Genomic DNA, 26,564 nt, shown 5'->3' on the forward strand with positions numbered 1-26,564 from the left:
CAAAATCATCCTATAGCTAAATGACGATGAACGTATGAAGGGAGTAACTGAATGTTCTCAAGTATTTTGCAAACTTTACCTCAAGTATTGATTGATGGTCTGGCGCTAGGCGCAATCTATGCGGTTGTAGCACTCGGTTATACGATGGTATACGGTATTCTCGAATTAATTAACTTTGCGCATGGTGAGATTTTTATGACCGGAGCATTTGTAGAGACAGCGGTGCTTTTTATTTTTCAAGGAGCAGGATGGTTAACCGACATGCCGGCATGGTTATCGTATGTACTGATTATTCTGATTGCTATGCTGGTCACCGGTGCGCTTGGTGTCGGGATCGAAAGGGTAGCTTATCGACCGTTACGCAAAGCGCCCAAGTTAATCTTATTGATCTCTGCATTTGGTGTCTCATTCGTTTTGCAAGATGTGATTCGATTTATTGCTGAACTCAAAACAGGTAACTATATTATCAGCACTCCGCAATTATTTGATCAACGTTATCAATTACCTCTTTCTTCGATATCCAGCTGGTTTACCGATGCTTCCGTCAAAGCGAATACTTTGTTTATTTTTGCTATTGCGATTGTATTAATGATTGGGCTTGATATTTTTGTAAATCGTACCAAATGGGGCGGAGCGATGCGTGCAGTTGCGCAAGATCGAGAAACAGCTTCGCTGATGTCTATCAATGTGAATAAAGTGATTGTATTAACCTTTTTTATCGGTTCTGCTCTGGGTGGATCAACAGGGGTATTATTTGCACAACAATATGGAACGATTGATCCGTATATCGGCTTTATTTTAGGGCTCAAAGCATTTACAGCCGCTGTGCTGGGAGGTATCGGAAATATTCGCGGTGCGATGTTCGGCGGGATTGTGCTGGGTGTACTTGAAATGTTTGCTTCATCGAATCTGGGCATTTTGACAGGTGGTAACTTTGGAGCAGAGTACAAAGATGTTTTTGCCTTTATGATTCTGATCATCGTATTGATTTTCAAACCGGAGGGTATATTCGGCAAAGCAATCAAAGAGAAAGTGTAGGTGACACCGATGGGAAAGATACAAACGATGTTGCAAGCGAATAAACTTGCACAAGGATTACTATTAGCCGCATTTATACTTGTAACCGCAGGCGCTGTCTATCTGATCGATCGTTCGGTCACTGCCTTTCTTTTGATGCTGGCTTCGCTGTTGCTGTTGTACTATACGTCTTTTAGTAACGGGATGAAATGGAGTATTGCTGTTTTTTTATTGGTTATTGTAATTCCATTTGCCACTTCAGGCGGCACCTCACGTGAATCGTATATGGAAGTGGCGACCCAGTGCGGTATCTATGTAGCGATGGCACTCGGGCTGAATATTGTAGTAGGATTTGCAGGATTGTTGGATATGGGATTTATTGCTTTTTTCGCTGTAGGGGCTTATACATACGGCATTTTTGCGACAGGGCAAGCCAATAATTTTATCTCGGGTGAACTCTTTCCGTTATCCGGTGGAAGCTTCTGGATTTTTATTCTTATTGGTGGCTTTATTGCAGGGATCTTCGGCATATTGCTCGGTCTGCCTGTGCTACGTGTCAAAGGTGATTATTTAGCGATTGTGACACTGGGCTTCGGGGAGATCATTCGTATTATTTTTAACAATTTAGAAAAGCCGGTCAATATTACAAATGGCGCCATGGGCTTGTCTTCGATTCAACCGCCTGATTTGTTTGGCTTTCAATTCACCTTTCCGCATCAATTTTATTTTATTGTGATCGGGATATTGTTGATTGTGATCTTTGCTGTAAGGCGATTAGAACATTCACGTCTTGGCCGTTCATGGAAAGCAGTACGTGAAAATGAAATTGCTGCTCAGTCGATGGGGATTCCGCTCATCCGTACCAAGTTGATGGCTTTTGCAATTGGAGCTTCTTTTTCAGGGATGATGGGTGTGGTATTCGCAGCGAAGCAGACCTTTATTGATCCGACCAGCTTTACATTAATTGAGTCGATTACGATTCTAGTGATGGTCGTATTGGGCGGAATGGGGAGTGTGCCCGGGGTGATCTTAGGAGCAAGTCTAGTGACGATTCTGAATTTGCAGGTATTGACTGAATTTACAAGCTGGCTTAATCAATTGTCTCAGCAAGGGATTTTTGAAGTGCCGAATGCGTTATCTCCTTCTAAAATGCAACGCTTTATTTTCGGTATGATCTTGATTCTGGTGGCTGTTTTCCGTCCTCATGGATTGATTGCTGCTAGAAATCGCAAACTTCCTCCAGAAGCGGTCAAAGATCCGTCACCACCGTTATCCAAGCCAGAGGTACAACCTGATTAAAGGCGATCGGACTAAGGGGAATAGCGAATCAATCGGGCAATATTCAATTAGAAAGGAGCATATGAATGAGTGATCACCAAGAACATAATGTGTTGAAAGTGACTAATCTGATGAAGCGCTTTGGTGGATTGACAGCTGTAAACGGAGTGAATTTTGATTTTCCTAAAGGGCAGATTTCAGCAGTAATCGGTCCCAATGGCGCAGGGAAAACCACTTTTTTCAATATGATTACAGGCATATATGTACCGGACAAAGGTAATATTGAACTGGATGGAGAATCGATTGTGAATATTAAGCCTGATCGGATTACCAGTCGTGGGATTGCACGCACTTTTCAAAATATTCGCTTGTTCGGGAGTATGACGGTTCTTGAAAATGTGCAGGTCGGTATGCATATTCATCTCAAAACAGGGATTGTCGGCACATTGTTAAATTTACCTCGTGTCCGTCATGAAGAACATGATGCTCAACGTGAAGCTTATCGATTATTAGAATACGTAGGTCTTGCTGAGTGGTATAACGAAGAAGCAAGCAGTCTATCGTATGGAGCACAGCGGCGCTTAGAAATTGCCCGCGCGCTTGCCGCTAAGCCCAAAGTATTACTGTTAGATGAACCCGCCGCAGGCATGAATCCTCGTGAGACATCTGAATTGACTGGATTGATTCGCCGAATACAGCAAGAACTCAATATTTCAATTATTTTGATTGAGCATGATATGAAATTAGTGATGGAATTATCTCATCATATTCTTGTACTGGATCATGGAGAAAAGATTGCTGAAGGTGGACCAGAAGATATTCGTTCTAATCCGAAAGTGATCGAAGCGTATCTCGGTAAAAGTGCGGTCGAGGAGGAGATACAGATATGAGTCTGGTGGAATTGAACAATGTACAAGCTTTTTACGGTGGAATCGAAGCACTCAAAGGAATCAATCTAGAAGTCAAAGCAGGCGAAATCGTAACATTGATCGGTTCTAATGGTGCAGGCAAATCTACGACACTCAAATCAATCTGCGGTCAAGTACAGACTAAAGGTGAAATCTGGTTCGATGGCCAAAAGATTACCTCGCTTGAACCGCATGTGATTGCACAAAGTGGGATTGCTCATGTACCGGAAGGACGACGTATTTTTCCACGTTTAACTGTGAAAGAGAATTTGGAAATGGGTGCTTTTTCAGTCAAAAGTAAAAAGCTAATCAAAGAGCGAATTGAAAAGTCATTTGTTTATTTTCCGAGGCTCAAAGAGCGTTATCATCAGACTGGCGGAACAATGAGTGGTGGAGAACAGCAGATGCTTGCGATTGCTAGAGGACTAATGATGAATCCCAAAATTCTACTCTTGGATGAACCTTCGATGGGACTGGCTCCCGTATTGGTAGATCAGATTTTTGAGATTATTCAGGAGTTGAATAGTACAGGAATGACGATTCTACTGGTAGAGCAAAATGCGTATCAAGCGCTACAGATTGCGCATCGGGGATATGTGATTCAGACAGGGGAGATTATTTTGCAGGATGATGCGAAGGTACTTCTGACGAATAATCAGGTGAGGGAAGCTTATTTGGCATAAGTTCATTGGTTTTGAACATAGTTGAATATAACCGCTACAGAAAATACGTTGTTCTTATTGTCACTGATGGTAGTCTTTATGGATACAAAGTAAAAAAAGCTCTTGTCGTGTAGTGATCTCGACAGGAGCTTTTTGCTTATAAATAAGAAAAGTTAAATATAAATCAATCAGCCTTTTTTCACATCTTGAACCGCTTGATAGATCAAGTTGAACAGATCTTCCAAATATTCTTCTGCAATACAAGAGAAAGCGATACGTAGATCATGTGCACCTAGTGCGATTGTACCGACTTCATATTCACGTAATAAGCGTAGACGTACATCTTCAGCAGAGACATCTTTTAATTTCAAACACATAAAGTAACCGGAGTTAAAAGGATAGTATTCCCATGTGTCTGCGTATTGATCAGTGTTGAGCAGTTCTTTAACTTTGTTCGCTCTGCCCTTCATCACTTGGAACTTTTCTTCTTTTTGTGCTTTGAAATTAGGGTCTTGTAATGCTTTCAAAATAAATGTCTGGGATGGGTGTGGTCCGCTGGAAATAGTTGCACGGATAATACCCAATGTTTTTTGTTCCAACGCGACAATCGCTTCAAGATCTTGTGCGCCATACGTGATAAAACCGACACGGAATCCCCATACATATTCTTCTTTTGTCGCACCATCGACTTTGATCGGTAAAATACGAGGATGCAAGTCAAGCAATGATCCGAACAACGATTCATGTAGAGAATCTTCGAAAAACAATCCGAAATAAGCATCATCGGTAACCACAACAACATTGATTCCAGCTTCAGCGGCTTCGTTAATGGCAGCTACAATTTTTTTACCGTCTGCTACACTTGGTGTATAACCTGTTGGGTTATTTGGGAAGTTCAAGACAACAATCGCTTTACCTTTTTCTTTTTGCGCGAGTAGAGCATCTCGTAATCCATCACTATTGAATGTCATTTCTTCTGTAAATAATGGATAAGTGATGATCTCAGCTCCGCGACGAACTGCGAAAGTAAGTTCATAGTTTTCCCAGTTTTTATCTGGATATATAACAGCATCGCCTACATCTGCGAACAGATCTGCTACAATACTTAGACCATGAGTCAACGCATTGGTTACGATAGGATTGCTGAATTTTTTATCTTGTAGTGAAGGATTATCTTTGATCATTTTCTCACGCCATACATTGCGCAATTCTGGTTTGCCAGCAGGAGGAGCATAAGGATACAGATCTTTAGGTGCAAAAGCAGACAACGAATCTTGTAGAACCTTCAAATGCATGGGCCCGCCATTTTCGGTTGCAATTCCAATCGTTGCATTATATTTTTTAGCCTGGCTTGATGCTTCTGCCGATTGGCTTAATATACCTTCTTTAGGGAAATAAATCTCTTTACCAAGAGTGGATAGCATCTCATAAATGTGAGGGCTATCTGTTTTCAATTTCGCGTTCAATTGTCCAGCCAGTGGGTTCATCGTTTTCATCCTTCCAGGTCTGTTAAATAATGAATCAGCCGCACCTGATGATAATGGAACAGTAGAAGTTCGCCTGATTTCTGCTGCCCTAGTATATCATTTTTCGCGCGGAAGTGTCACCGTGTAGGAAGTGAAATTTGATGGGTTAGTTGTGAATATGATGTGAATATTAAATGATTTAAGACGATATGTCTCAACTTTGGTGATGCGGGCAATATTTTTTCATCATTTCGATCGTTGTGAGATCATCATCCAGACCTCGTTTTTGTAGTCCATCCATAATATGTTGACGTTCTTCTTCTTTAGCATTTTGACCAAATTTGAACTTGGCTGTCCACTCCTGCGGGACAATTTTGATCAAAGCGACCCCGTTTAGCCGCGGAATATAACGAGGATCTTTGGCATCAATCGTATCATAGCCACCTTCAGGTTGAAGCTTGTGCATAAAGATCGAAAAGGCATCTGCTTTTTCTTCCAGATCGGTAATCAATTCTGCATGACCACGTACCGTAACACTTTTGAAAAAGGCAGAAGCCGGACATGCCATTTCAGCATCGGTAAAGTAAGAAGGGATTAACGCATACTCTTTCGCCACTGAAAACGTCACACGTGTATCATTTTTAAGCAATTTCATTTTTTCGCCTGCACGACTACCATGAATATAAAATACACCATTACCATAAGCAAAATTAAGTGGAGTCACACGTGGAAACCCATCTTCATGACTCATTCCCAGAAATCCAAAACTCATTTCCTCCAAAAATAACGCCAATTCTTCTTCTTCCTCTATCGTAAATTCTTTTCTTCTCATCGGTATCTCTCCTTCTCTCTGTTGACCAAATCTTATTTTCAGCATATGCTACAATTGGATTAGTCAAAAGAGCCAATTTGAATGAAAATAAGTAGTCCAATAAAGGAGAACGTTATGGATATTACTATTGCTTATCAGCGTGCTATTCAGACGTATCAGCACAAATATCTAGCGTTATACCATGCCTTACGGGAAGGAATTCTAGGTGGTTCGCTTGCCAGTGGAACACGTTTACCTTCTACTCGTGATCTAGCTGCGATGTACGGATTATCGCGTGGAAGTGTATCGGAAGCGTATGATATGTTACTGGCTGAAGGGTATGTTCAATCTGCTGTCGGTAAAGGAACATTTGTAATTGAACAGCCTACTGTATCTGGCAAAGAAGTACATATTGAAGCATCATCCTACATAAATGAAAAAGCACCTTTGTCTTCTTTATCTGTATGGGGACAGCGTATTATCCAAATGGAACAAGAAATTATACAGTTTCGAAAAGATCATTCTGATCAGAGAGATGACCAGACTCCTTCTGCTATAAGTAACACTCGTCCGCCACTAGAGCAGATTTCTTTTCAATCAGGAGACATTATGTTAGAAGGAAGTTCGCAGACTTCTTGGAAAAGTGCCATGTCTGCTGCTAGCAAAGATTTGCAAAAATCTACTACTGATTCAGCACTTACGACTGTGCAAGGAGATATCGGGTTACGTGAAGCGATCTGCAATCATGTAGGAAGAACAAGAGGAATTACAGCGACTGCTGAACAAGTTGTATTATGTAGCGGTTCGATGGAAGTGATTACATTGTTGTGCCAGTTGTTGATCAATGAAGATGATCAAGTGATTCTGGAAGATCCTTGTTATTCGGGTATGCGGCGTGCGATTATAGCTTGCGGAGGAGTGATCCAGCCGGCTCCACTAGATGAGCATGGTGTTATTCCACAAGATTGGAAGGCTAGATTGTTATTTGTAACGCCGGGTCGCCAATTTCCTACAGGTGCTGTTTTACCATTGGCTCGTCGTCAACAGCTACTAGAGTGGGCGAATACCCATAGTGCATGGATTATCGAAGATGATTATGATAGCGAATTTCGCTGGTCAGGTCGTCCTATCGAACCGCTTAAAGCATTGGATCAAACAGATAGCGTTATCTATGTCGGTTCCTTTTCCAAAAGCATGTTCAGCAGTCTTCGTCTTGGTTATGCGATCTTGCCAACTGTGCTTGCTGAAGCTTTAACGGCTGCCAAGCGATTATATGATCCATTACCACCTGCTCGATTAGAACAAAGAGCGCTGGCACGATTTATGATCCGTGGTGATTATGTACGTCATTTGCGCCGTATGACGCGATTATATCGTTCCCGTTACGATGTTTTTCAACAATCTATTCAAGAAGAGCGATTGGATGAACTATTTGATTGGCAACAAACCGATTGTGGTCTACATGCCTATGCCACATGGAAGCACGATGCTACCCGGTACAATCAATGGATGACAATTGCTCGCACATACGGTGTGATCTGGCGCGATGCTGCTGATTATCAGTTAACGCCTAGCGCTCCATCGGCGTGCTTTATTTTCGCTCATTTATCAGAGCCTCAGATCATGGAAGGTGTTAAGCGTCTTCAGCAATCATGGGAAAGTCTACAATAGAAGGATTGACGATTACAGACTTTTTGGTCAATATAAAGTAAAGTTATCTAAAACATAGCTATACAAACTATTTCATCATCAACTTATATTCAAATTGAAAATAAATCTAAAACCAAGGAGGGTTGAGTGATGCTGAATTTGTCACCTTCTTCATTTATACTAAAACCAGCGTTTGCCAAAATCTTTTGCGAACCGGAATGGCGCTGGCCCAAAAGAGAAAAACCGATGCCGAACTATGACTTGTTCTATGTATGGAGTGGCGAAGGAGAATTAATGTTGAACGGCGAGGCTTATCCAATCAGTCAAGGAAGTTGCTTTTTGTTTTATCCCGGGGATGAGACAACAGCAACACACAATCCGCAAAAGCCGCTAGTCCTTACCTATATTCACTTCGATATTGCTGAACCTGCACAAATGATTCCTGTACGTTATCGCAAATTAGACGAACGGATTGATTTTGAATATATGCTTGTACGGTATGTGAGACTATTTCTTGAACAAGCTTTTGCCGCAGAAGAAGAAGCGAAGTTGATTCTGAAGCAATTAATGATTCATTTACTGCGTGAAGATCAGCGTCAACCCGTTGAACGTAAAGTCAGTAACCAACTGAGTGAAGTAGTGCAAGAGATCGCTAATTATATTCGTCAGCATCCAAGTCTAGCTCACCGGGTAGAAGATTTGGCTTCTCGGGCTGGTTTGTCGCCACGCTATTTTTCGATCAAATTCAAAGAGTTAATAGGTGTATCTGTGCAATCGTATATCATTAAGATGCGGATTGAGCGGGCAGAGCATTTACTGGTCTATACTGGAATGAATGTGACTGAGGTCGCCGATGCACTGGGGTATCGTGATATTTTCTTTTTCAGCCGTCAATTCAAGCAATACACAGGCAAAAGCCCCTCAGAAATTAGATAAAGTTATCGATTTACTGCGTATCAGGATATTCTGCGAACTTTGCATTTTACATGATGCTTGATTTAATATGAGTATACTCGTGATTACAGTTTGTTTCACAATAATTGTCAACGGGTAATACTTGTCATGTTAACGTAATGTAAATGGAAGGAGGAATATACCTAATGCGTTTTAGACAGCGGATTCGTAACAGAGGCGGTTCATCTACAGCAGGCAAAAACATTTTTCGCAATCGGCTGCGTCGATTTAAAGGATCGACGACTGTAACTGAATCATGGTTTTAAGCAAACCATATACTTAAGCCGTTCATTTAACTCATAAGAAGCTTGTTGAATGCCTATTCAGCAAGCTACTATATATAGCATAACTCAATCATTATTGGTTGACGCATAACAGAAAGACAGCCCTATTTGAAAGTATTCTTTCAAGCAGGGCTGTCTTTCTATTCCTATTCTTTGATAGATCCTATACTTTCAGGTGCAACACGGCGATACGGTCGAGTTGCTTGTAGATCCACTAATGTACCTAGACTCTCACCCATTTTGACTTTGCTGCCAATCTGTAACTGCTCATTAGCTACAAATGTTCCTTGTTGTACCAGAAGCACAACGGTAGAACCAAATTCAAAATAAGCAAGTTCATCACCTTTTTGCCATGAGGTGCGTTCAGGATCAGCATATTGAATACTACTTACATTTAATGCCCCTACTTTGACGACAGCTACTTCGCCACAATCATGAGACATATACGTAATTAATCGTTCATTACGACTAAGTACAGAACGCATAAAGGTCATGCCTTTATCATTAACAGGATAGACTTTACCCGGAATATGCTCTGATTCAGTTTGTCTACCGGTAACCGGTGAATGAATACGATGGTAATCGGTTGGGCTTAAATACAACACAAACATATATCCGTCTTTGTATGACTCCATACGTGGAGAATAATTAAGTAGTTCTTCCAGTAAGTAATCTTGGCCTTTCACTTGTGGAATAACATTATGCTGAAGTGGACCCATTGCTGTAATCACAGCATCCACCGGACTCACAAGCGACATCGGATCGGCATCAATCGGACGCATACCCGGACGAAGTCGACGTGTGAAAAATTCATTAAGGCTATTATAATCTTGTATATTTTTTTCTGCTTCTTCCGCTGGAATATGATATGCCCGAATAAATTTCGGGATAAATTTCCGGCTGGCCCGTGATTTAGCGAAGCTTCCTGTAAGCCGCGAAACCCACTTGCGTGAAGATAACTCGGTCATCAGGCGAAACACTGTATTGGCCATAATCAAGTTGAACCCCTTTCTACATTCGGGAAAACGATAAAGATGCAAAGCAAAATATCTTACAATAAAGCTCTTTAGTGCGCTACGTTATATTGCCATATATAACACATGAAATCAATGCTTTGAATCAAATGTGACAGTATCGTATCTAAAATCAGCCTACGAATCGTCACCTAACAATGATAAAATAGATAGAACACGTACGTGAATGGAGGAATAAGAATGACTACATTTGGATTAATAAGACACGGAAGTACCATTTGGAATAAAGAAGGTAGAGCACAGGGAAGTTCAGATATTCCTCTGGATGAAGGTGGTTGGGAACAAGCACGTCAACTGGGCAAACGTATCAAAACTGAATCTTGGGATCGGATTTATGTAAGTGATCTGATTCGTGCACAGCAGACGGCTCAAGCGATTGCAGAAGGTGGAGATTTGCAGATTAGCTCGGATCCTCGTCTACGTGAATTAGATGGAGGATTGATCGAAGGTACAACTCAAGCTGATCGGATCGCACGCTGGGGAGAAGATTGGAAAAGTCAGGATCTTGGACTGGAAACACCAGAATCAGGAGCGGCACGTGGAGTGAGCTGTCTGGAAGAACTGGTAAGCTTATATCCCAATGAACGTATTCTAATTGTAAGTCATGGTGTGCTACTTAATCATGTGCTGAATCAGATTCTATCTGACGAACCGAAATGGCATGGACTGGAAAATATGTCGATGACTGTTGTACACTGTAATGAAGATCATGTATGGAGCTGTGAATTATACAATTGTACTCAGCATTTGTTGCCGTCTGAAGCTGAAGCATTAGACTAAAAGGGACAGAGTGTGGCTGATCAAAGGAGAGCATAATCATGCAATTAAAGTGGCTAGAGTGGGCCAAACAAATTCAAGCAATCAGTCAAGCAGGGTTAGAATATTCTAAAGACATGTATGATATTGAACGGTTTGAACAGTTACGCGCACTTAGTGTAGAGATTATGCATCAGTACACCGATGTAGAAGTAGAAAAAGTACAAGAACTTTTTGCAAGTGAAACTGGTTATGCTACACCGAAAGTGGATATACGTGCAGTAGTTTTTCAAAAGGATAAAATACTAATGGTACGTGAAAAGCAGGACGGTGCATGGGCATTACCCGGTGGATGGGGAGATATCGGATTGTCGCCCAAGCAGATCGCTGTGAAAGAAACCAGAGAAGAGTCTGGCTTTGAAGTAGAAGCGGTACGTCTGCTTGGTGTGGCTGACAAAAATTTTCATAATCATCCACCTTCTCCGTGGCATGTGTATAAGTTTTTTATTTTGTGCCGTATTGTCGGTGGAGAAGCAACTGTAGGTGACGAGACATCCGATGTAGGCTTTTTTGCTGCGCATGAATTGCCACCTTTATCGGTTGAACGTAATACAGAAGAGCAAATGTTGAAAATGTTTGATTGTATGAAGAGTCCGCACAAAACCGTATTTTGCGATTGATACTCATAAAATCTATCCATCATCAGGATCAGCTTAGGACTGTAACCAGACAATCAATACAGGCATTAGAATAAATGAAGCCAGTGTAGTCCAGAGAATACAACGTGAGACAAGCTTAGGTGCGGCATTGAATTGCCCTGCAAGAATAACAGCATTAACGGCTGTTGGCATTGAGGTCAAGATTAATAAGACGCTAAATAATATCCCTTCTACTTGTAACCATGTTAACAATAGCCATGACAGCAACGGAGCGACCAGCAGACGGATACTTAGACCTGCCCAGAACGCTCTGTTGCTAGACTGTGTTGTCTGGTTAGCAGTAACTGTAGCCCTTGTAGAGCCTACACTGATCATTTGTGTACCTAGCACGACAAGAGCGACGGGTGAATAGGCAGCAGCTAACATCGCAAATCCTGAATCGAGTGCAGTAGGGAGCGCAATATCAGTGACTCTCAAGATCACAGCAATCAGTGTGGCATAGATGGCAGGCAGACGAAATATAGCCAACCCTGCTTGCTTAACGGAAAATTGAGAACGAGCTGCAAAAAACACACCTACCGTATTTACAATAATCATTTGCCCGATAACATAGACAGAAGCTTTATCTAATCCCAATTGTCCAAAAGCAAGCAAAACCAACGGTAATCCATAATTCACACAATTCGTAAATGTAGAAATAAGGGTTAGACCTGCTTGTTCTTCTTTATTTAATTGCAGGATACGGCTCATACCGATTGCAATTGCCCATAACAATACAAGGCTTAATAAAGAGAAACTAATCGTGGTGCCGATATCATTTAAAGAAATATCTGCATGTAGCAACGTATTAAAAACAATCGCTGGCGTCAATACATAAAGTGACATCGTAGCAATCGGTTTGCTATCTAGATTGCGGAAGCGCTTGAGTAGAATACCACCAATCACAGGTAGCGAAATCGGTAAAAAAACTTGGTATAACGTGTGTAACAGATTCATGATCAAATGATATTCATCCTTTCCAGTACGATGTTATCAATTTACGTCTGAATCTATAGTTCGTCAAATACCTATATCCTATTCGTTTATAGGCTGTAACTATTAATGATAATTTACTTATTGGTTATAGTGATGTGAGGATAAATATACTGATATGTATACACGCAAAAGCCACTTCGCTATTCTACATCACATAGAATACGTTGAAGTGGCTTTTGCGTGTTCCTAGCTTTTTAACCTAATGATTTAAAACATTGTGTTTTTATTTGCTGATTTCTCAGGGACGGCTTGAACAGTGTCCCAGTGTTCTACAATTTTACCATTAGCTACACGGAAAATATCGACAACCGCAGACCCACGATCATTTTTATCCATACGACTCCAGCTATGCAGAACAACGATATCGCCTTCAGCAATCACGCGAATAATTTTGTTGCTGCTGCTTTTATTCGATTGCAAGAAAGAAGCGAATTGATTCAAAGGTTCTCTGCCTGTAGGTACACTTGGATTATGTTGAATATAATCTTCAGCAACATATTTATTGATTACAGAGACATCATGTTTGTTGAATAGATCATCGTAAAAAGTTCGCACCATTTTGGCATTGGCTTGGACTTCACTTGGACTGAGAGGAGTCACTTCTACCGGTGTGCCTTTAGCAGGGAACATGGTATTCGTATTTGCTGATTTCTCAGGAACCGGTTGGAAAACATCCCAGTGTTCGACGATTTTATTGTTTTTGATACGGAAAATATCGACTACGGAACTTCCACGATCTTTTGCACCTGTTGTTACATGATTATGCACAACCACTAGATCATTTTGAGCGATAATACGTTTGACTTCGGATTTATAATTTGGATTCTGCTTCAAATAAGATCCAAAAAATTTCACAAAAGCTTGGCGACCGTCACCAGCTAACGGATTATGTTGCTTATAATTAGAAGCAATATACAAGCTAGTTTTGTTCAATTCATGATCATTGAAAACATCTTTGTACATGTTGAGTACCAGCTTTTTGTTTTTGGCCAGTTGAGCTTCAGTGGACTTGGCTGTTGTCGCACTAGCTACTGTAACACTGGTGGAAGACATTGGGGTAGGAGAAGAAGTGCATGTATTATCTTTTGATCCTGTAAGCGGACTTGCATGTACTCCTGTCACTGCTAGTGCAGATACCAACGTAAAGCTGATCGCTAACGTACTTGTTTTCTTCATCATGAATAACACTCCTTTGTATAAAAACATTGTCTATCCTGTATGGATGAAATGATTGTAACTTATATAGTTACAAGTGTGCAAGTTTTACTTTAAACCGTTTACATACTTGTAGAAACAACAAAAAGAGCCACTTCGTGTCAGGTAGACGTTGAAGTGGCTCTTCGTATATAATGACTTCTATTCGTTAACGTGTAGAGGTGTGAATGTGACAGGATACTCTTTGACTCCAAATACAAAAGCACTTTGAATCGGTTGTAGTGGTGTATTAGGAACCAATTGAATCTGATCCATATGACTTAATAAGGTCTGAAGTACAACTCTGCCTTCTAAGCGAGCAAGCGGAGCACCGAGACAGAAGTGGATTCCGAATCCGAATCCCATATGTTGATTTGGTTTGCGATCAGGAATAAATGAATCTGCGTTCGCAAATTTCTGTTCATCTCGATTGGCTGAGCCGACCCATGAGATGACTTGATCACCGGCTTGAATTGTTTGTCCACCTAATTCAACGGTTTCTTTGGCAACACGTCCAATAGCGACAATTGGTGGATAATAACGTAGAGTTTCTTCTACAGCGGTCTGAATCATTTCAGGATGTTCACGCAATTGCTGTTGCAACTGAGGTTGTTCTGCTAGAATACGGACAGCATTGGTAATCAGATTAGTGGTAGTTTCATTACCTGCTGCTAATAATAAAATACAGAAACCGACGATTTCTTTATCGGTTAATTTCTGTCCATCAATTTCAGCGGCTAATAATAACGATATCAAATCGTCTTCTGGTAGAACACGGCGTTGCTCCATAATATTCATAAAGTACGAAGACAATTCTTCATGATTTTTAGCCTTTTCAACCATTAACTCTTGAAAAGCTTCATCACTATCATTTTTAGCACCTTTAACCTGAATATCAGACCACTCTTTAAATCGTTCGCGATCCGATGAAGGCACACCGATCAATTCAGCGATCACAATCACAGGTAGGGGTGTAGCTAGATCATGTACCATCTGAATCTGTCCTGTAGCTAAATGAGGGGCTAACAGATCATCAGCAATCTCTTGAATCCGTGGTGCCAGTGCTTCGATCGCCCGTGGAGTAAATGCTTGATTGACTAGATCACGTAATTGTTTGTGTTTGGGTGGATCCGTAGTTAACATACTTTCATTGGCACGGTTACGTTGGGACGAGAATAATTTCGGATTTTTAAGTACATATTGTACATCTTCATAGCGAAAAATATCCCAACATTTGCGATTTTCATCATAACGAACAGGAGTCTGTTCTCTCATTTCATCATAAACGTTAAAGGGAGAAAGCTGGCTTTCTATCGCCGCTAGTTCTCGAATAGGAATGTAGTTGGCATATTTCTTGGTAGCTTGATTCATCATATTCCTCCACCTTTATATATTTATTTACATATTAATTTCTTTCTTTATTATAAACGTACTTGTACTAAGATACAAATTTTGTAATTTTTTATGTTGAATATACAGATCTAAAGGAAGTGTCAATCATGCATTCATTATGGAAAAAGATCGAACAAAGTTCTTTAGAGACTTGGCCTGCACTGCATAGTAAAAAAGTAGGCGGATGGAATGTGCGCTTGTCAGATGGATATAGTAAACGTTCCAATTCAGTCAGCACTTTAGAAGATATTGATCCCGATGTAACACTAGAAGATCAGATTGTGAGTTGTGAAGCGGATTATCACAAGGCAGGATTACCTGTGGTCTTCAAAATGACTCCTTTTACCCAACCATCAGAGTTAGATCAACAGTTGCACCTACACAATTATCAGATTCAAGATGAGACCCGTGTGCAGTACAGATCATTAGCAGGAATAGAGGAAGAATATAAGTAGTACCAGGAGTCCAGATCAGATAAATTATCGCAACTGACCTATACAATTCAAGAGCAGTGGAGTGAAGAATGGATTAAGCAAGCAAGTGCACTTGGAGAATGGCCTGACAGTGTGGGACATTCTATCGCCAAGTTGATGAGTGTAAATACATTGCCCAAAGCATACATGACCGTATATCAAGCAAATCAACCTGTAGCTTGTGTTATCGGTGTGCTAGATCATGATTATATGGGTATCTATGATGTGATTACAGGCGCTGCGTATCGTCGTCAAGGTATCGCCAAAATGATGTTATATCATTTAATGAAATGGGCTCAATCCCAAGGCGCAAGTTATACGTATCTACAAGTGGGCGAAAATAATCAAGCGGCTATTCAGTTATATGCAGGTTTAGGATTTGAGGAAGTCTATCGTTATTGGTATCGTGTACTGTTGGAGAAATAAACAAGAGCGCCTATTTTCTAAGGCGCTCTTTGTTTATTTATAATATTTGAATATAAAAATTTGAACCAACATGATCTAAGATAAAGTAGATCGTGTAGCAGTTAAGATTTATTGAGCCGCTTTCGGCAATACAGATGGGGTGTCTTTGTAATATACTCTGGTCTCATATGGACGTAATGGCAACGAATGAAGATGATGATGTTCATGCTCATCATAATTAGACAACACCAATTCCCAACCTTCATCACTAATACGTTCAGACAATTCGAATGTCGGTTCATCGTCAAAGAAGTTCATGATGACCATTAATTCTGTACCTTCATAACTGCGTATAAATGAATACACTTGATGATGAAGTGCGCATAGTAGACGATAATCACCATAGATCACGACCGGATATTTTTTGCGTAAAGCAATCAGGTTTTTGTAATAGTAAAAGATCGAATCTGGATCATTCAATGCTTGTTCAACATTGATATCGGTATAGTTCGAATTCACTTGAATCCACGGATTACCGTCTGTAAAACCCGCATGGGTCGTGTTGTCCCACTGCATAGGCGTACGAGCATTATCACGACTACGTCTAGCTAGATTTTGAAGAATTTCTTTTTCGGTTTTGCCTTCTTTTAACGAAATATTGTAGTAATTGATCGTCTCTACATCACGATAATCTTCGATATGTTCAAAGCTAGCATTCGTCATCCCAATCTCTTCACCTTGATAAATATAAGGCGTTCCTTGCAGTAAATGGATAAGAGTGGCTAGCATTTTGGCAGATTGTTTACGATATTCGCCTGTATTTCCGAATCGGGATAGATGTCTGGGTTGATCATGATTAGAGAAATAGTTGGCATTCCAGCCTTTGCCATGAAGAACGGTCTGCCAGTGACTCATAATCTTTTTGATATCGAGTAAGTTCCAGCTTCGTCCAACCCATTTGGAACTTCCTGTACCCACACAATCCAGATGCATATGCTCAAATTGGAATACCATATCCAGTTCATGACGTTCATTACCTACATATTCTAATGCTTGTTCAGGGCCAAGACCGGATGTTTCGCCGACAGTCATTAGATCACGAGTTGCAAATACCTGTTGATTAAGGTCTTTGAGTAGGGTGTGTACTTTTTCGAGATTAGAGAAAAATTGAAAAGCTTGTACTACTGGTAAGTTTTGCGGATTATCTGCGTCAGGGAGACCGACAGCTTTGACAATATGAGCAATCGCATCCAAGCGGAATCCATCGACCCCTTTGTCCATCCACCAGCGGATCATATCATGAAGTTCGTTGACGACTTCTTTATTTTCCCAATTAAGATCGGGTTGTTGACGAGCATAGAGATGCATATAATATTCTTCAGTTTCCTGATCATATTCCCAGACCGATCCACTAAAGTAAGATTCCCAGTTATTCGGATAACCGCCATTTTTCCCTTTGCGCCAGATATAATAATCGCGCTTCGGATTATCGATAGAAGAACGTGATTCTACAAACCAATCATGCTTATCGGATGTATGATTCAGCACCATATCCAGCACGACTTTGATTCCACGTTCATGAGCTTCTCGCATAAATTCGTCGAAATCTTGCATCGTTCCAAAATCTTTCATAATCGCTTGAAAATCGCTGATATCGTATCCGTTATCAAAATTAGGAGATTCATAGATCGGGCATAACCAGATCGCACCGATCCCTAACTCTTGCAGATAATCTAGCTTGGAAATAATTCCTTGAAAATCACCGATACCATCACCGTTAGAATCTTTGAAACTTCTTGGATAAATCTGATAAATAGCATTTTCTTTCCACCATTTGCGTATCATCGTTGTTCCTCCATCTGCAAGCTGATTATATGTTCGTTGTTAAAAGTGTTTTCCACCATTTTGTGTAGTTGTAGGTATAAAATAGGGGCTTAACGTTCTAAGCGCTACGATGTACGCTATATCTCTACTTTACTTTTATCCAATTTACCTACTTACGAAAACGAAAATAAGTATTCTTATCGCATTCTTACCTGAAATGTGTATTTATTGTGGTCATTCATCGTATCTGCTAAACTGCTAACAAATACATATTTATCTAAAGGAGTTTGTCATAATGAATAATCATACGGTTGTTATTCGTGAAGCACATCAGCAAGATATCACGCCATTAGTAGGATTGATGGAGCAATTAGGTTATCCGACGACAGAAGAAGTTTTTAAAATAAGAATGGATGCTTTAGAGCAACATGAAGATTATCAAATCTTTGTTGCTGAAGTGGATGAGCAAGTGGTTGGGATGATTGGATTAATCCGTGAACTTCGATTTGAACGAGATGGTGTACATGTACGTATCGGTTCATTAGTCGTGAATGAGCAATACCGCGGAGCAGGAATTGGACATTCTTTAGTACAAGCGGCAGAAGGTTGGGCAGGCAGTGTCGGTGCTCAAGCGATAGCTCTAAATAGTGGTAATCGTGATGAACGTACAGGAGCACATGAATTTTATCGTAAATTGGGCTTTGCAGGGTTATCCACAGGGTTTGTCAAAAAACTATAAGTCAGTAGAGTATAATATGTCTATATCAGAATAATCACATCTATGTATAGAGAGGATGTTCATGATGGCTAAAGCATTTGATTCGATCTCTCCCGAGCATGCGAATTTTATTCAAGCACAGAAGATGTTTTTTGTAGGTAGTGCTGGAGTAGATGGTCATGTCAATATTTCGCCTAAAGGTTACGATTCATTTCGCATGTTATCTCCTAATCAGGTCGCTTATCTTGATCTAACAGGTAGTGGTAATGAGACCAGTGCACATTTGCAAGATAACAATCGAATGACGTATATGTTTATCGCTTTAGAAGGTAAGCCCCAGATTTTGCGCTTGTATGGAGATGGACAAGTTATTTTACCTGATGATCCTGCATGGGAGCAATATGCCTCACTATTTGATCTACATCCCGGATATCGACAGATTATTGTATCGAATATTCACCGGGTGCAGACTTCTTGCGGGTATAGTATTCCTTTCTATACGTATGAAGGTGAACGAAATACATTAATAGATTGGGCAGGCAATAAAGGCGAAGAACAATTGGAACAATATCGCAAGCAGAAAAACTCAACCACAATCGATGGCATCACAACCCCGATCGGTAAAAAGTTTGCTGATATGCGGTAAATTGTTGTATTTCACCTGTATTATTGATAGCATTCAAATGATGGATTATATATGCAGATGAAGAGGGATGAGCATGAAATTGATCAATACGATCAAAAATAATTTTAGAATATCTGATTTTATTACATGGTATGTGATTATGGCGATTTTGTTGACTGTATTAGAAGTGAAAAATAATCCAGATGGTGTTACTTTTCTAGGTGTATTGATTACACTTGTAACTGCACTGATTCCAGCGGCTATTTTTAGTTTCTTTTTCCGCTTGATTACAGGATGGATTGTAAAGCTTAACGAATAAATGAAAGTTTAGACCTACAAAGGAGTCATTATGATGAAAAATCATGCGATTGCGAGACGAGTCCGTGAATTGGAACAATATGCCCCGATGCACACAGCACAATCTGATTTAGCTGATTTTTGGCTATACACATTACAGCAATTTAAAGATAAACCTTTACATGCACAGCAAACGAAGCAAGTGACACCGATGAAAGCTATTGAATCGTATCAAGTGATCTATGAAGGGTTTGACGATACGCCTTTACATGGCATTTATGTACGTCCTGCCGATCAAAAAGGGCAACCGATACCTTGTATCGTTATGTTCCACGGGTATACGATGAACAAAGGGTATCCTGAAGATTATGCACACTGGACAGCGATGGGTTATGCGGTATTCGCGATTGATATTCGCGGTCAGGGTGGAGATACAGGCAATCATTTGAATTCTGATTTTGGGATGAGTAGTGGTTGGTTGTCTCAAGGATTGTTGGACAAAGATCACTTCTATTATCGAGCGATTACGGTGGATGCACTTAAAGCGATAGAATGGGTGTCTCAGCAAGCCGATGTAGATCATACCAAGATTGCTGTGTATGGAAGTAGTCAAGGTGGCGGACTGGCACTGATCACGTCTGCACTTAGTGATATTCCAGTGATTGCTGTCGCTAATATTCCGAATATGAGTCATATGGACTTTGGGATCTTAAATTCAGAAAGTTCACTACGTGAAGCTGCTCAATTGGTAAGTCGTTATCCTGAGTATTTGGATCAAGTGTTAGAGACGTTGAGTTATTTTGATATGATTAATCTAGCTGATCGTATTCAGGTGCCTATCTTGATCTCATGTGGTCTTAAAGATACGGTCTGTATGCCTGAAACGGTCTATGCTGTCTATAACCGGATTCATTCGGAAAAAGAAATGTGCTTGTATCCGTTTGATGGGCATATGGTAAGTCCATATCATCAACGTAAAACGATGGAATTTGTGCAGAAACATTTCGGATAAAGTATAGATATATTGCTAAAAGACTGTTTCGAGATAGATAAGAAACAGTCTTTTTTTGCTGAAAATTATTTCTTTTTAAATAAAAGGTCAAAATAGGTCAAAATCGCTAAAAGAAGTTGAAAACAAGAATTTTAATATAAAAAAGACCTGAAAATCGATCTAAATGAACTTATTTTGTCTATAATCAATTTTGATCAAATCCAAGGTCATAACTATAATAAAGACATAAGGTCAAATAAAGTCAAACACATCAAAAGCAGTTAAAAATCATTTAAGGAGGAGATTGTATATGTTTGATTTAGTTCCTTTTGGTAAACGTCGTGAGGATATGTTGAGTCAATGGATGAAATCTTTTCAAGATGTATTTGAAGATGATTTGTTAACTCCGTTTAAAGGATCGACCTTGTCCTTCCGTACGGATATTCGAGAAAATGAAAAAGCGTATCTAGTTGAAGCCGAATTGCCTGGTTTGCAAAAAGAGAATATCGACATTGATTATGCAGCTCCTTATCTGACGATCAAAGCTGTTCAGCAACAAGAACGCCAAGAAGAAAATACAGATCAACGTATGGTGCGTAAAGAACGTCGTTATGGAGAATATGTCCGGAGATTTTATGTACAAGATATTGAAGAAGATCAGATCCAAGCCACTCTGAAAGATGGGATATTGTTACTAACTATTCCGAAAAAACAGCGCTCTGAAGGACGACGAATTCAGATTGATGATGGAAGTTCCTCTACAGCTCGACTTGAAGACGGACAGCAAACGTCTTCTGAATAAAGGTCGCATCATTCGCAGGTTAGCTGTAAAATAATTGTATATCCAGAGGTGCATTGTAGATTAAACAGCTATGATGCACCTTTTTTAAGTAAAAAGAAGCCATTCCGCTTATTTTCCTGTAAAGTACGTTAATAAATAGAAAGATTAGAGCTACAGGAAAGGGGGAGAACCTATGGTCAAAGATTACTATAAGATTCTAGGGGTTAATCGCGAAGCTTCATCCAAAGAGGTTAAAAAAGCATATCAACAATTGGCTAAGAAATGGCATCCTGATGTTAATAAAGCAACAGAAGCGGAAAGTAAATTTAAAGAAATTGCAGAAGCTTATGAAACGTTAAGTCATACTTCTAAAAAAGAACAATATGATCAACAACTATATGCTCAAGAAAATCCTGCTCGTCGTACAAGAGCGAATACCGCATATTCAACCCGTGAAAATAACGCAGGTCGAGCTTACAATTTTGATAGTTTTGATAATGCAGGTTTTCCTGATGAAGACCTATTCGATATGTTTTTCAATAGTCGTACCGGTGGTCAAGGGATGGGTATGGGAAATATCACTCAAACGTTGCGTGCCAATCTAGATATTACATTAGAACAAGCCTACCGGGGAGATCGTATCTCTGTACGGGTTAGTGGGAAGTCGATTCAACTTAAACTGCCTGTCCGTATCAAAAATAATAGTACTTTAAAAATCCGTGGCAATGGTAGCAATGGACTTGATCCGAACGAAGAATTATTGATTAGTTTCCATATTGTACATCATTCCATGTATACGATAGAAAAAAGTAACCTTGTTGCAGTGGCTCAAATAGCACCATGGCAAGCGATTTTCGGTGGAGATATACCTGTACGTTTACCTGATCAATCGACAGTTCGCCTTAAAATACCTGCTGGCACACAGACTGGTCACACCTTGCGACTATCAGGCAAAGGATTAAGCAAAGATAAACATAACTATGGTGATGTACTCATCCGTATTGAAATGATTATTCCTGAAATTAATGATATCGACGAGCAAGAACGTAAGCTTTATCGTCAATTAGCAGAATTTAACCCGTTCCAACCTCAAATCAAAAATAACTAAGGAGGAGTTAACAATGGATTATAATAAGCTGACTCAAAAGCTTCAAGAAGCTGTCGCTTCTTCACAATCCATTGCTTCAACGATGGGGCATCAAGAGATTGATACGACTCATCTGTTAAAAGCATTACTAGAACAATCAGAAGGTTTATTACCTCGATTATTGCAAAAAATGAATATTTCATTGTCAGAAGTAACCAGACTGAATAACGAATTATTGCGTCGCAAACCAACCATCAGCGGGTCTTCTGGGGCAGTACGTCGTTTTGCATCACCTGCTTTATTATCTGTGTTAGATCAAGCCGAGCACGAAGCCAATAAGATGCAAGATGAATTTGTAGCGGTAGAACATGCTGTACTGGCTATCGTATCGGGACATGATCGTGAGAATCAAGATATACGCAAAATGCTAGAACAACAAGGATTAACACGTGATCCTTTATTAGCGGCATTGGCTGAGATACGAGGTCATCAACGGGTAACCAGTCGTGAACCGGAAGCCACTTATGAAGTATTGCAAAAATACGGTCGTGATCTTGTGGCAGAAGTGCGTAGTGGCAAAGTCGATCCAGTGATCGGACGAGATGCAGAGATTCGCCGTGTGATTCGTATTTTATCGCGTAAAACCAAAAATAATCCGGTATTAATCGGTGAACCAGGTGTCGGTAAAACAGCCATCGTAGAAGGTCTAGCTCACCGAATTGTTCGTAAAGATGTACCGGAAGGGCTGAAAGACAAAACGATCTTTTCATTAGATATGAGCGCACTCGTTGCTGGTGCAAAGTATCGGGGTGAATTTGAAGAACGTCTACAAGCAGTACTCAAAGAAATTCGTGAAAGTGATGGACGGATTATCTTATTTATTGATGAATTGCATACGATTGTTGGAGCAGGGAAAACAGAAGGCTCCATGGATGCAGGTAATATGCTCAAACCGATGTTGGCACGTGGAGAACTTCATTGTATTGGTGCAACCACACTGGATGAATATCGCAATTATATCGAGAAAGATCCAGCTTTGGAGCGTCGTTTCCAACAGGTACTTGTACATGAGCCCAATGTTGAAGATACGATCTCTATTTTACGTGGCTTAAAAGAACGATTTGAAGTACATCATGGTGTTAAAATTCATGATAGTGCGATTGTAGCGGCGGGTGTGTTATCAGATCGTTATATTTCAGATCGTTTTTTACCAGATAAAGCGATTGATCTGATTGATGAAGCGTGTGCGATGATTCGTACAGAGATCGATTCGATGCCAAGTGAAATGGATGAAGTGACACGTCGTATTATGCAGATTGAGATCGAAGAAGCAGCACTGACTAAAGAAACCGATGATGCCAGTCAACGTCGATTAGAACATTTACAACGTGAACTTGCAGATCTTAAAGAAAAACAATTAGAAATGACAGCACGTTGGGAAAAAGAAAAGTCAGCGATTCAAATCGTACGGGATCTCAAAAAGAATTTAGAGCAAGCACGCAATGATCTATTAGAAGCACAAGAAGAATATGATTTGAACAAATCAGCTGAACTCAGTTATGGAATTATTCCAGATCTGGAACGTCAATTGAAACAAGCCGAAGAAGAAGCTTATCAAGATCAAGACAATCGTTTATTACGTGAAGCTGTTACTGAAGAAGAAATTTCAGATATCGTTTCTCGCTGGACGGGTATTCCAGTGAGTCGTCTGGTTGAAGGAGAGCGAGATAAGTTACTGCGGTTAGAAGATAGTCTGCATGAGCGTGTAGTCGGTCAAGATGAAGCTGTACAATTGGTTGCTGATGCTGTTATTCGTTCGCGCGCAGGGATTAAAGATCCTAATCGTCCAATAGGTTCTTTTTTATTCCTTGGACCGACAGGAGTAGGGAAAACTGAACTTGCTAAATCGATCGCTGCTTCTTTATTTGATCGTGAAGACGGTATGATTCGAATTGACATGTCAGAATATATGGAGAAACACAGTGTTTCTCGTCTGGTCGGCGCACCACCAGGATATGTCGGTTATGAAGAAGGTGGTCAGTTAACAGAAGCTGTACGCCGTCAACCGTACTCAGTATTGCTGTTGGATGAAGTGGAGAAAGCTCATCCAGATGTATTCAATATTTTATTGCAATTACTAGACGATGGACGATTAACGGATTCGCAAGGACGAGTGGTGGATTTTAAAAATACGATCGTTATTATGACTTCTAATATTGGTTCTGCTCATCTGGTTAGTGGATTAGATACAAATGGAGAGTGGAGCGAGACGGTACGTGGACATGTGATGCGTGAACTCGGTCATCATTTCCGCCCTGAATTTCTAAATCGTGTCGATGATATTGTGTTGTTCAAACCATTAAGCTTAAATGAAATTGGACAGATTGTTCGTAAATTAGTCGAGCATTTGCAAGCACGCCTGAATGATCGTCAGATTACACTGCAATTGACCGATGAAGCCGTGAATCTAATCGCTGAACAAGGTTTTGATCCTGCATATGGTGCAAGACCCCTCAAACGATTTATTCAGCGAGCGTTAGAAACCAAAGTTGCTCGTGCAATGATTGCTGGTGAAGCGTCAGAAGGATCGACTGTTGTAGTGAGTGTGGTGGATAACGAATTGCAGATTGTAATTCAGCCAGCATCTGGATCACCTGAAGACCAACCGATAGAAGGCGATTCTGCTGCGGTATCAATCGGATAATCATAAAGTTATTTACAGGTGAGAATAGATATGATATTCTTGCCAAAAGAAAACTATGTCTTAATACCTATAATATCGCGAAGCACGCGGATTATTCCTTATTCAAGGGAGTAGTCCGCTTTTTTGTGTTTAATTCTTGGTATAGCTGATTATTTGCTAACTAAATAAGTACTTGGAAGAATCCTATTTATCCCATATAATGATGCTTGTGGTACATAAATTAGGTTTAAATACCTAAAAATTGATGAATAGAGGAATAACTTATATGAAAAAATTAATAGTATCTGTTTTGGCAACATCTATCGTTTGTGCAGGCATCACTTATTCAGAGCCGCTGTTACATTCGTCTACAGCATCCCAACCCCATTCTGTGGCTTATGCAGCCAGCTCCTCAGGGAATTTTAAAGATGTCAAAGGACACTGGGCAGAAGCTACAATTGCCAAAGCGTATGCTATGGGACTTGTTCAAGGTTATCAAGATGGTACTTTTCGTCCTAATGCCAAAGTAACACGGGCTGAATATGCTTCACTGTTAACAAGAGCAACCAAGCTTGGAAGCGGAACGGGTGGTTCATCCTTCAAAGACATGAAAGGACACTGGGCAGAAAATGCAGTCACTAGATTATCAGCACTTGGTTTTATTAATAACAGTGATTATTCGAATGGATTCAAGCCTAATACAGAGTTAACGCGCTTAGAAATGATGAAATGGATGAGTAATGGATTGGTGCAGTCCAATATCAGCTTTAAGCAAGCCTTTGAAGATACTCAAAATACATTATTGCCTACACCAGAAGCGACAAAAGGTAAAATTGCTAAAGCTCAAATTCCTTATCTTGCTCTTGTTAGAGGTACAGGGATTGTAGGCGGATTTGCAGACGGTTCATTACGACCCGAAGAACCGACAACCCGTGCAGAAGTTGCTGCTATTTTATTAAGATATATCGATGTTGAAGGTCAAGAAGCCAGTAAGTATGCTGATCTGAATGAAATGAGAGAAGTAGGAACAACAGGGACTAATTTGTTGACGATCTCGAATTATAAATATGTAAATGGCAATATATCTAATATTATGAATACTGATATCACTCTTACTAATAAATCTGGATTAGTACAGTTACATCATTTTATAGTAATTGATGCAAGAGAGAATAAATTAAAAAGTGTATATTCTAATTTATTTATTGATTCTGAAAAACAAAGAACTGATTTTGAAAAGGATGTATTCTTAACATTTACTGAATTATCTTTTACTTCAAATTTGAATCCTGCAATAAGTAATCTTCAAATGTATAACAATGGTTGGGACAACGCATTTTTAAGATTTCATCGTATTAATAATCTTGAGTATGCTTCTAAAAATGGAATTTCTACAATACCTACAGATTCTTCCAAGTTAATTAAAAAAGGTGTTAAAGTTAAATTTTGGAATCAATCTTTTTTAGAATCAACAAATAGTAATCAATATGCTAGCGCAGACAAGAAAAAATATGTCACATTTACTAATAAAAATTAAGTGATGGTGAAAATAACTGTATCAAGAAACAAAAAAAATTATT

The 26,564-nt window shown here is 39.9% G+C and carries 24 protein-coding genes and 1 pseudogene; 18 read left to right on the forward strand and 7 right to left on the reverse strand.

The window, feature by feature from the left end; genetic code table 11:
• The first annotated feature begins 51 nt into the window (after positions 1–51).
• The 4 genes from PTI45_RS04080 to PTI45_RS04095 all read left to right on the forward strand — a co-directional run bounded on the left by PTI45_RS04080 (position 52) and on the right by PTI45_RS04095 (position 3,886).
• The gene (locus PTI45_RS04080; protein ID WP_069326269.1) at positions 52–1,038 is read left to right on the forward strand and encodes a branched-chain amino acid ABC transporter permease; all 987 of its coding nucleotides are present in this window, start codon (positions 52–54) and stop codon (positions 1,036–1,038) included.
• Between the two features lie 9 nt (positions 1,039–1,047).
• The gene (locus PTI45_RS04085) at positions 1,048–2,316 is read left to right on the forward strand and encodes a branched-chain amino acid ABC transporter permease (protein ID WP_069326297.1); all 1,269 of its coding nucleotides are present in this window, start codon (positions 1,048–1,050) and stop codon (positions 2,314–2,316) included.
• Positions 2,317–2,381: 65 nt separating this feature from the next.
• Complete coding sequence (locus PTI45_RS04090; protein ID WP_069326270.1) at positions 2,382–3,185, forward strand: ABC transporter ATP-binding protein; 804 nt, start codon at positions 2,382–2,384, stop codon at positions 3,183–3,185.
• A complete protein-coding gene (locus PTI45_RS04095) occupies positions 3,182–3,886 on the forward strand; it encodes an ABC transporter ATP-binding protein (RefSeq protein WP_069326271.1) in 705 nt (234 codons plus the stop codon). The genes PTI45_RS04090 and PTI45_RS04095 overlap by 4 nt, the downstream gene beginning before the upstream one ends.
• A 167-nt stretch (positions 3,887–4,053) precedes the next feature.
• On the opposite strand, the gene PTI45_RS04100 is transcribed toward PTI45_RS04095, so the two are convergent.
• Positions 4,054–5,352 (reverse strand): aminotransferase class I/II-fold pyridoxal phosphate-dependent enzyme, encoded by a 1,299-nt coding sequence (locus PTI45_RS04100; protein WP_069326272.1) that lies wholly within the window; start codon positions 5,350–5,352, stop codon positions 4,054–4,056.
• Between the two features lie 193 nt (positions 5,353–5,545).
• Positions 5,546–6,163: a pyridoxamine 5'-phosphate oxidase family protein gene (locus PTI45_RS04105; RefSeq protein ID WP_069326273.1), complete on the reverse strand. Its 618-nt coding sequence runs from the start codon at positions 6,161–6,163 to the stop codon at positions 5,546–5,548.
• Positions 6,164–6,277: 114 nt separating this feature from the next.
• On the opposite strand from PTI45_RS04105, the gene pdxR reads away from it, so the two are divergent.
• Both pdxR and PTI45_RS04115 read left to right on the forward strand, forming a co-directional pair.
• Complete coding sequence (gene pdxR / locus PTI45_RS04110) at positions 6,278–7,813, forward strand: MocR-like pyridoxine biosynthesis transcription factor PdxR (protein WP_069326274.1); 1,536 nt, start codon at positions 6,278–6,280, stop codon at positions 7,811–7,813.
• 129 nt (positions 7,814–7,942) lie between these two features.
• Positions 7,943–8,728: a helix-turn-helix domain-containing protein gene (locus PTI45_RS04115; RefSeq protein ID WP_069326275.1), complete on the forward strand. Its 786-nt coding sequence runs from the start codon at positions 7,943–7,945 to the stop codon at positions 8,726–8,728.
• A 448-nt stretch (positions 8,729–9,176) separates the two neighbouring features.
• On the opposite strand, the gene asd is transcribed toward PTI45_RS04115, so the two are convergent.
• Positions 9,177–10,022 carry an archaetidylserine decarboxylase gene (asd, locus tag PTI45_RS04120; protein WP_069326276.1) on the reverse strand — a complete coding sequence of 282 codons (846 nt, stop codon included), beginning with the start codon at positions 10,020–10,022 and terminating at the stop codon, positions 9,177–9,179.
• Positions 10,023–10,244: 222 nt separating this feature from the next.
• Here asd and PTI45_RS04125 point away from each other — a divergent pair, with 222 nt between their 5' ends.
• Complete coding sequence (locus PTI45_RS04125) at positions 10,245–10,844, forward strand: histidine phosphatase family protein (RefSeq protein WP_069326277.1); 600 nt, start codon at positions 10,245–10,247, stop codon at positions 10,842–10,844.
• A gap of 38 nt (positions 10,845–10,882) precedes the next feature.
• Complete coding sequence (locus PTI45_RS04130) at positions 10,883–11,500, forward strand: NUDIX hydrolase (protein WP_069326278.1); 618 nt, start codon at positions 10,883–10,885, stop codon at positions 11,498–11,500.
• 33 nt (positions 11,501–11,533) lie between these two features.
• Here the strand turns inward: PTI45_RS04130 and PTI45_RS04135 are convergent, their stop codons facing one another.
• From PTI45_RS04135 to PTI45_RS04145, 3 genes are all read right to left on the reverse strand, one after another.
• Positions 11,534–12,481, reverse strand: coding sequence for an AEC family transporter (locus PTI45_RS04135; protein WP_069326279.1), 948 nt, complete (start codon positions 12,479–12,481; stop codon positions 11,534–11,536).
• Between the two features lie 240 nt (positions 12,482–12,721).
• Positions 12,722–13,693 carry a nuclear transport factor 2 family protein gene (locus tag PTI45_RS04140; protein ID WP_069326280.1) on the reverse strand — a complete coding sequence of 324 codons (972 nt, stop codon included), beginning with the start codon at positions 13,691–13,693 and terminating at the stop codon, positions 12,722–12,724.
• 177 nt (positions 13,694–13,870) lie between these two features.
• Positions 13,871–15,079: a cytochrome P450 gene (locus PTI45_RS04145; RefSeq protein WP_139129210.1), complete on the reverse strand. Its 1,209-nt coding sequence runs from the start codon at positions 15,077–15,079 to the stop codon at positions 13,871–13,873.
• A 128-nt stretch (positions 15,080–15,207) separates the two neighbouring features.
• On the opposite strand from PTI45_RS04145, the gene PTI45_RS04150 reads away from it, so the two are divergent.
• Together PTI45_RS04150 and PTI45_RS04155 are read left to right on the forward strand one after the other, a co-directional pair.
• Positions 15,208–15,555 carry a hypothetical protein gene (locus PTI45_RS04150; protein WP_069326282.1) on the forward strand — a complete coding sequence of 116 codons (348 nt, stop codon included), beginning with the start codon at positions 15,208–15,210 and terminating at the stop codon, positions 15,553–15,555.
• A 30-nt stretch (positions 15,556–15,585) separates the two neighbouring features.
• Positions 15,586–15,999 (forward strand): annotated as a pseudogene (locus PTI45_RS04155) (GNAT family N-acetyltransferase); the annotation flags it as partial.
• A gap of 108 nt (positions 16,000–16,107) precedes the next feature.
• Here PTI45_RS04155 and PTI45_RS04160 read toward each other — a convergent pair.
• Positions 16,108–17,823, reverse strand: coding sequence for a glycoside hydrolase family 13 protein (locus PTI45_RS04160; RefSeq protein WP_069326284.1), 1,716 nt, complete (start codon positions 17,821–17,823; stop codon positions 16,108–16,110).
• Positions 17,824–18,097: 274 nt separating this feature from the next.
• Between PTI45_RS04160 and PTI45_RS04165 the strand changes: the two genes are divergently transcribed.
• From PTI45_RS04165 to PTI45_RS04200, 8 genes are all read left to right on the forward strand, one after another.
• Positions 18,098–18,541, forward strand: coding sequence for a GNAT family N-acetyltransferase (locus tag PTI45_RS04165; protein WP_069326285.1), 444 nt, complete (start codon positions 18,098–18,100; stop codon positions 18,539–18,541).
• A 64-nt stretch (positions 18,542–18,605) separates the two neighbouring features.
• A complete protein-coding gene (locus PTI45_RS04170) occupies positions 18,606–19,166 on the forward strand; it encodes a pyridoxamine 5'-phosphate oxidase family protein (RefSeq protein WP_069326286.1) in 561 nt (186 codons plus the stop codon).
• Positions 19,167–19,239: 73 nt separating this feature from the next.
• A complete protein-coding gene (locus PTI45_RS04175) occupies positions 19,240–19,464 on the forward strand; it encodes a hypothetical protein (RefSeq protein ID WP_069326287.1) in 225 nt (74 codons plus the stop codon).
• 33 nt (positions 19,465–19,497) lie between these two features.
• Complete coding sequence (locus PTI45_RS04180; RefSeq protein ID WP_069326288.1) at positions 19,498–20,454, forward strand: acetylxylan esterase; 957 nt, start codon at positions 19,498–19,500, stop codon at positions 20,452–20,454.
• A 289-nt stretch (positions 20,455–20,743) separates the two neighbouring features.
• Positions 20,744–21,235 (forward strand): Hsp20/alpha crystallin family protein, encoded by a 492-nt coding sequence (locus PTI45_RS04185; RefSeq protein WP_069326289.1) that lies wholly within the window; start codon positions 20,744–20,746, stop codon positions 21,233–21,235.
• Between the two features lie 172 nt (positions 21,236–21,407).
• Positions 21,408–22,322 (forward strand): DnaJ C-terminal domain-containing protein, encoded by a 915-nt coding sequence (locus PTI45_RS04190; RefSeq protein WP_069326290.1) that lies wholly within the window; start codon positions 21,408–21,410, stop codon positions 22,320–22,322.
• A 13-nt stretch (positions 22,323–22,335) separates the two neighbouring features.
• A complete protein-coding gene (gene clpB, locus PTI45_RS04195) occupies positions 22,336–25,005 on the forward strand; it encodes an ATP-dependent chaperone ClpB (RefSeq protein ID WP_069326291.1) in 2,670 nt (889 codons plus the stop codon).
• Positions 25,006–25,270: 265 nt separating this feature from the next.
• Entirely contained in the window at positions 25,271–26,521 is a 1,251-nt protein-coding gene (locus PTI45_RS04200; RefSeq protein WP_175425116.1) for an S-layer homology domain-containing protein, read from the forward strand.
• The last annotated feature ends 43 nt before the right edge of the window (positions 26,522–26,564 follow it).

It is taken from the genome of Paenibacillus nuruki, assembly GCF_001721045.1.
In the GTDB taxonomy this organism is placed as follows: Bacteria; Bacillota; Bacilli; order Paenibacillales; family Paenibacillaceae; genus Saccharibacillus; species Saccharibacillus nuruki.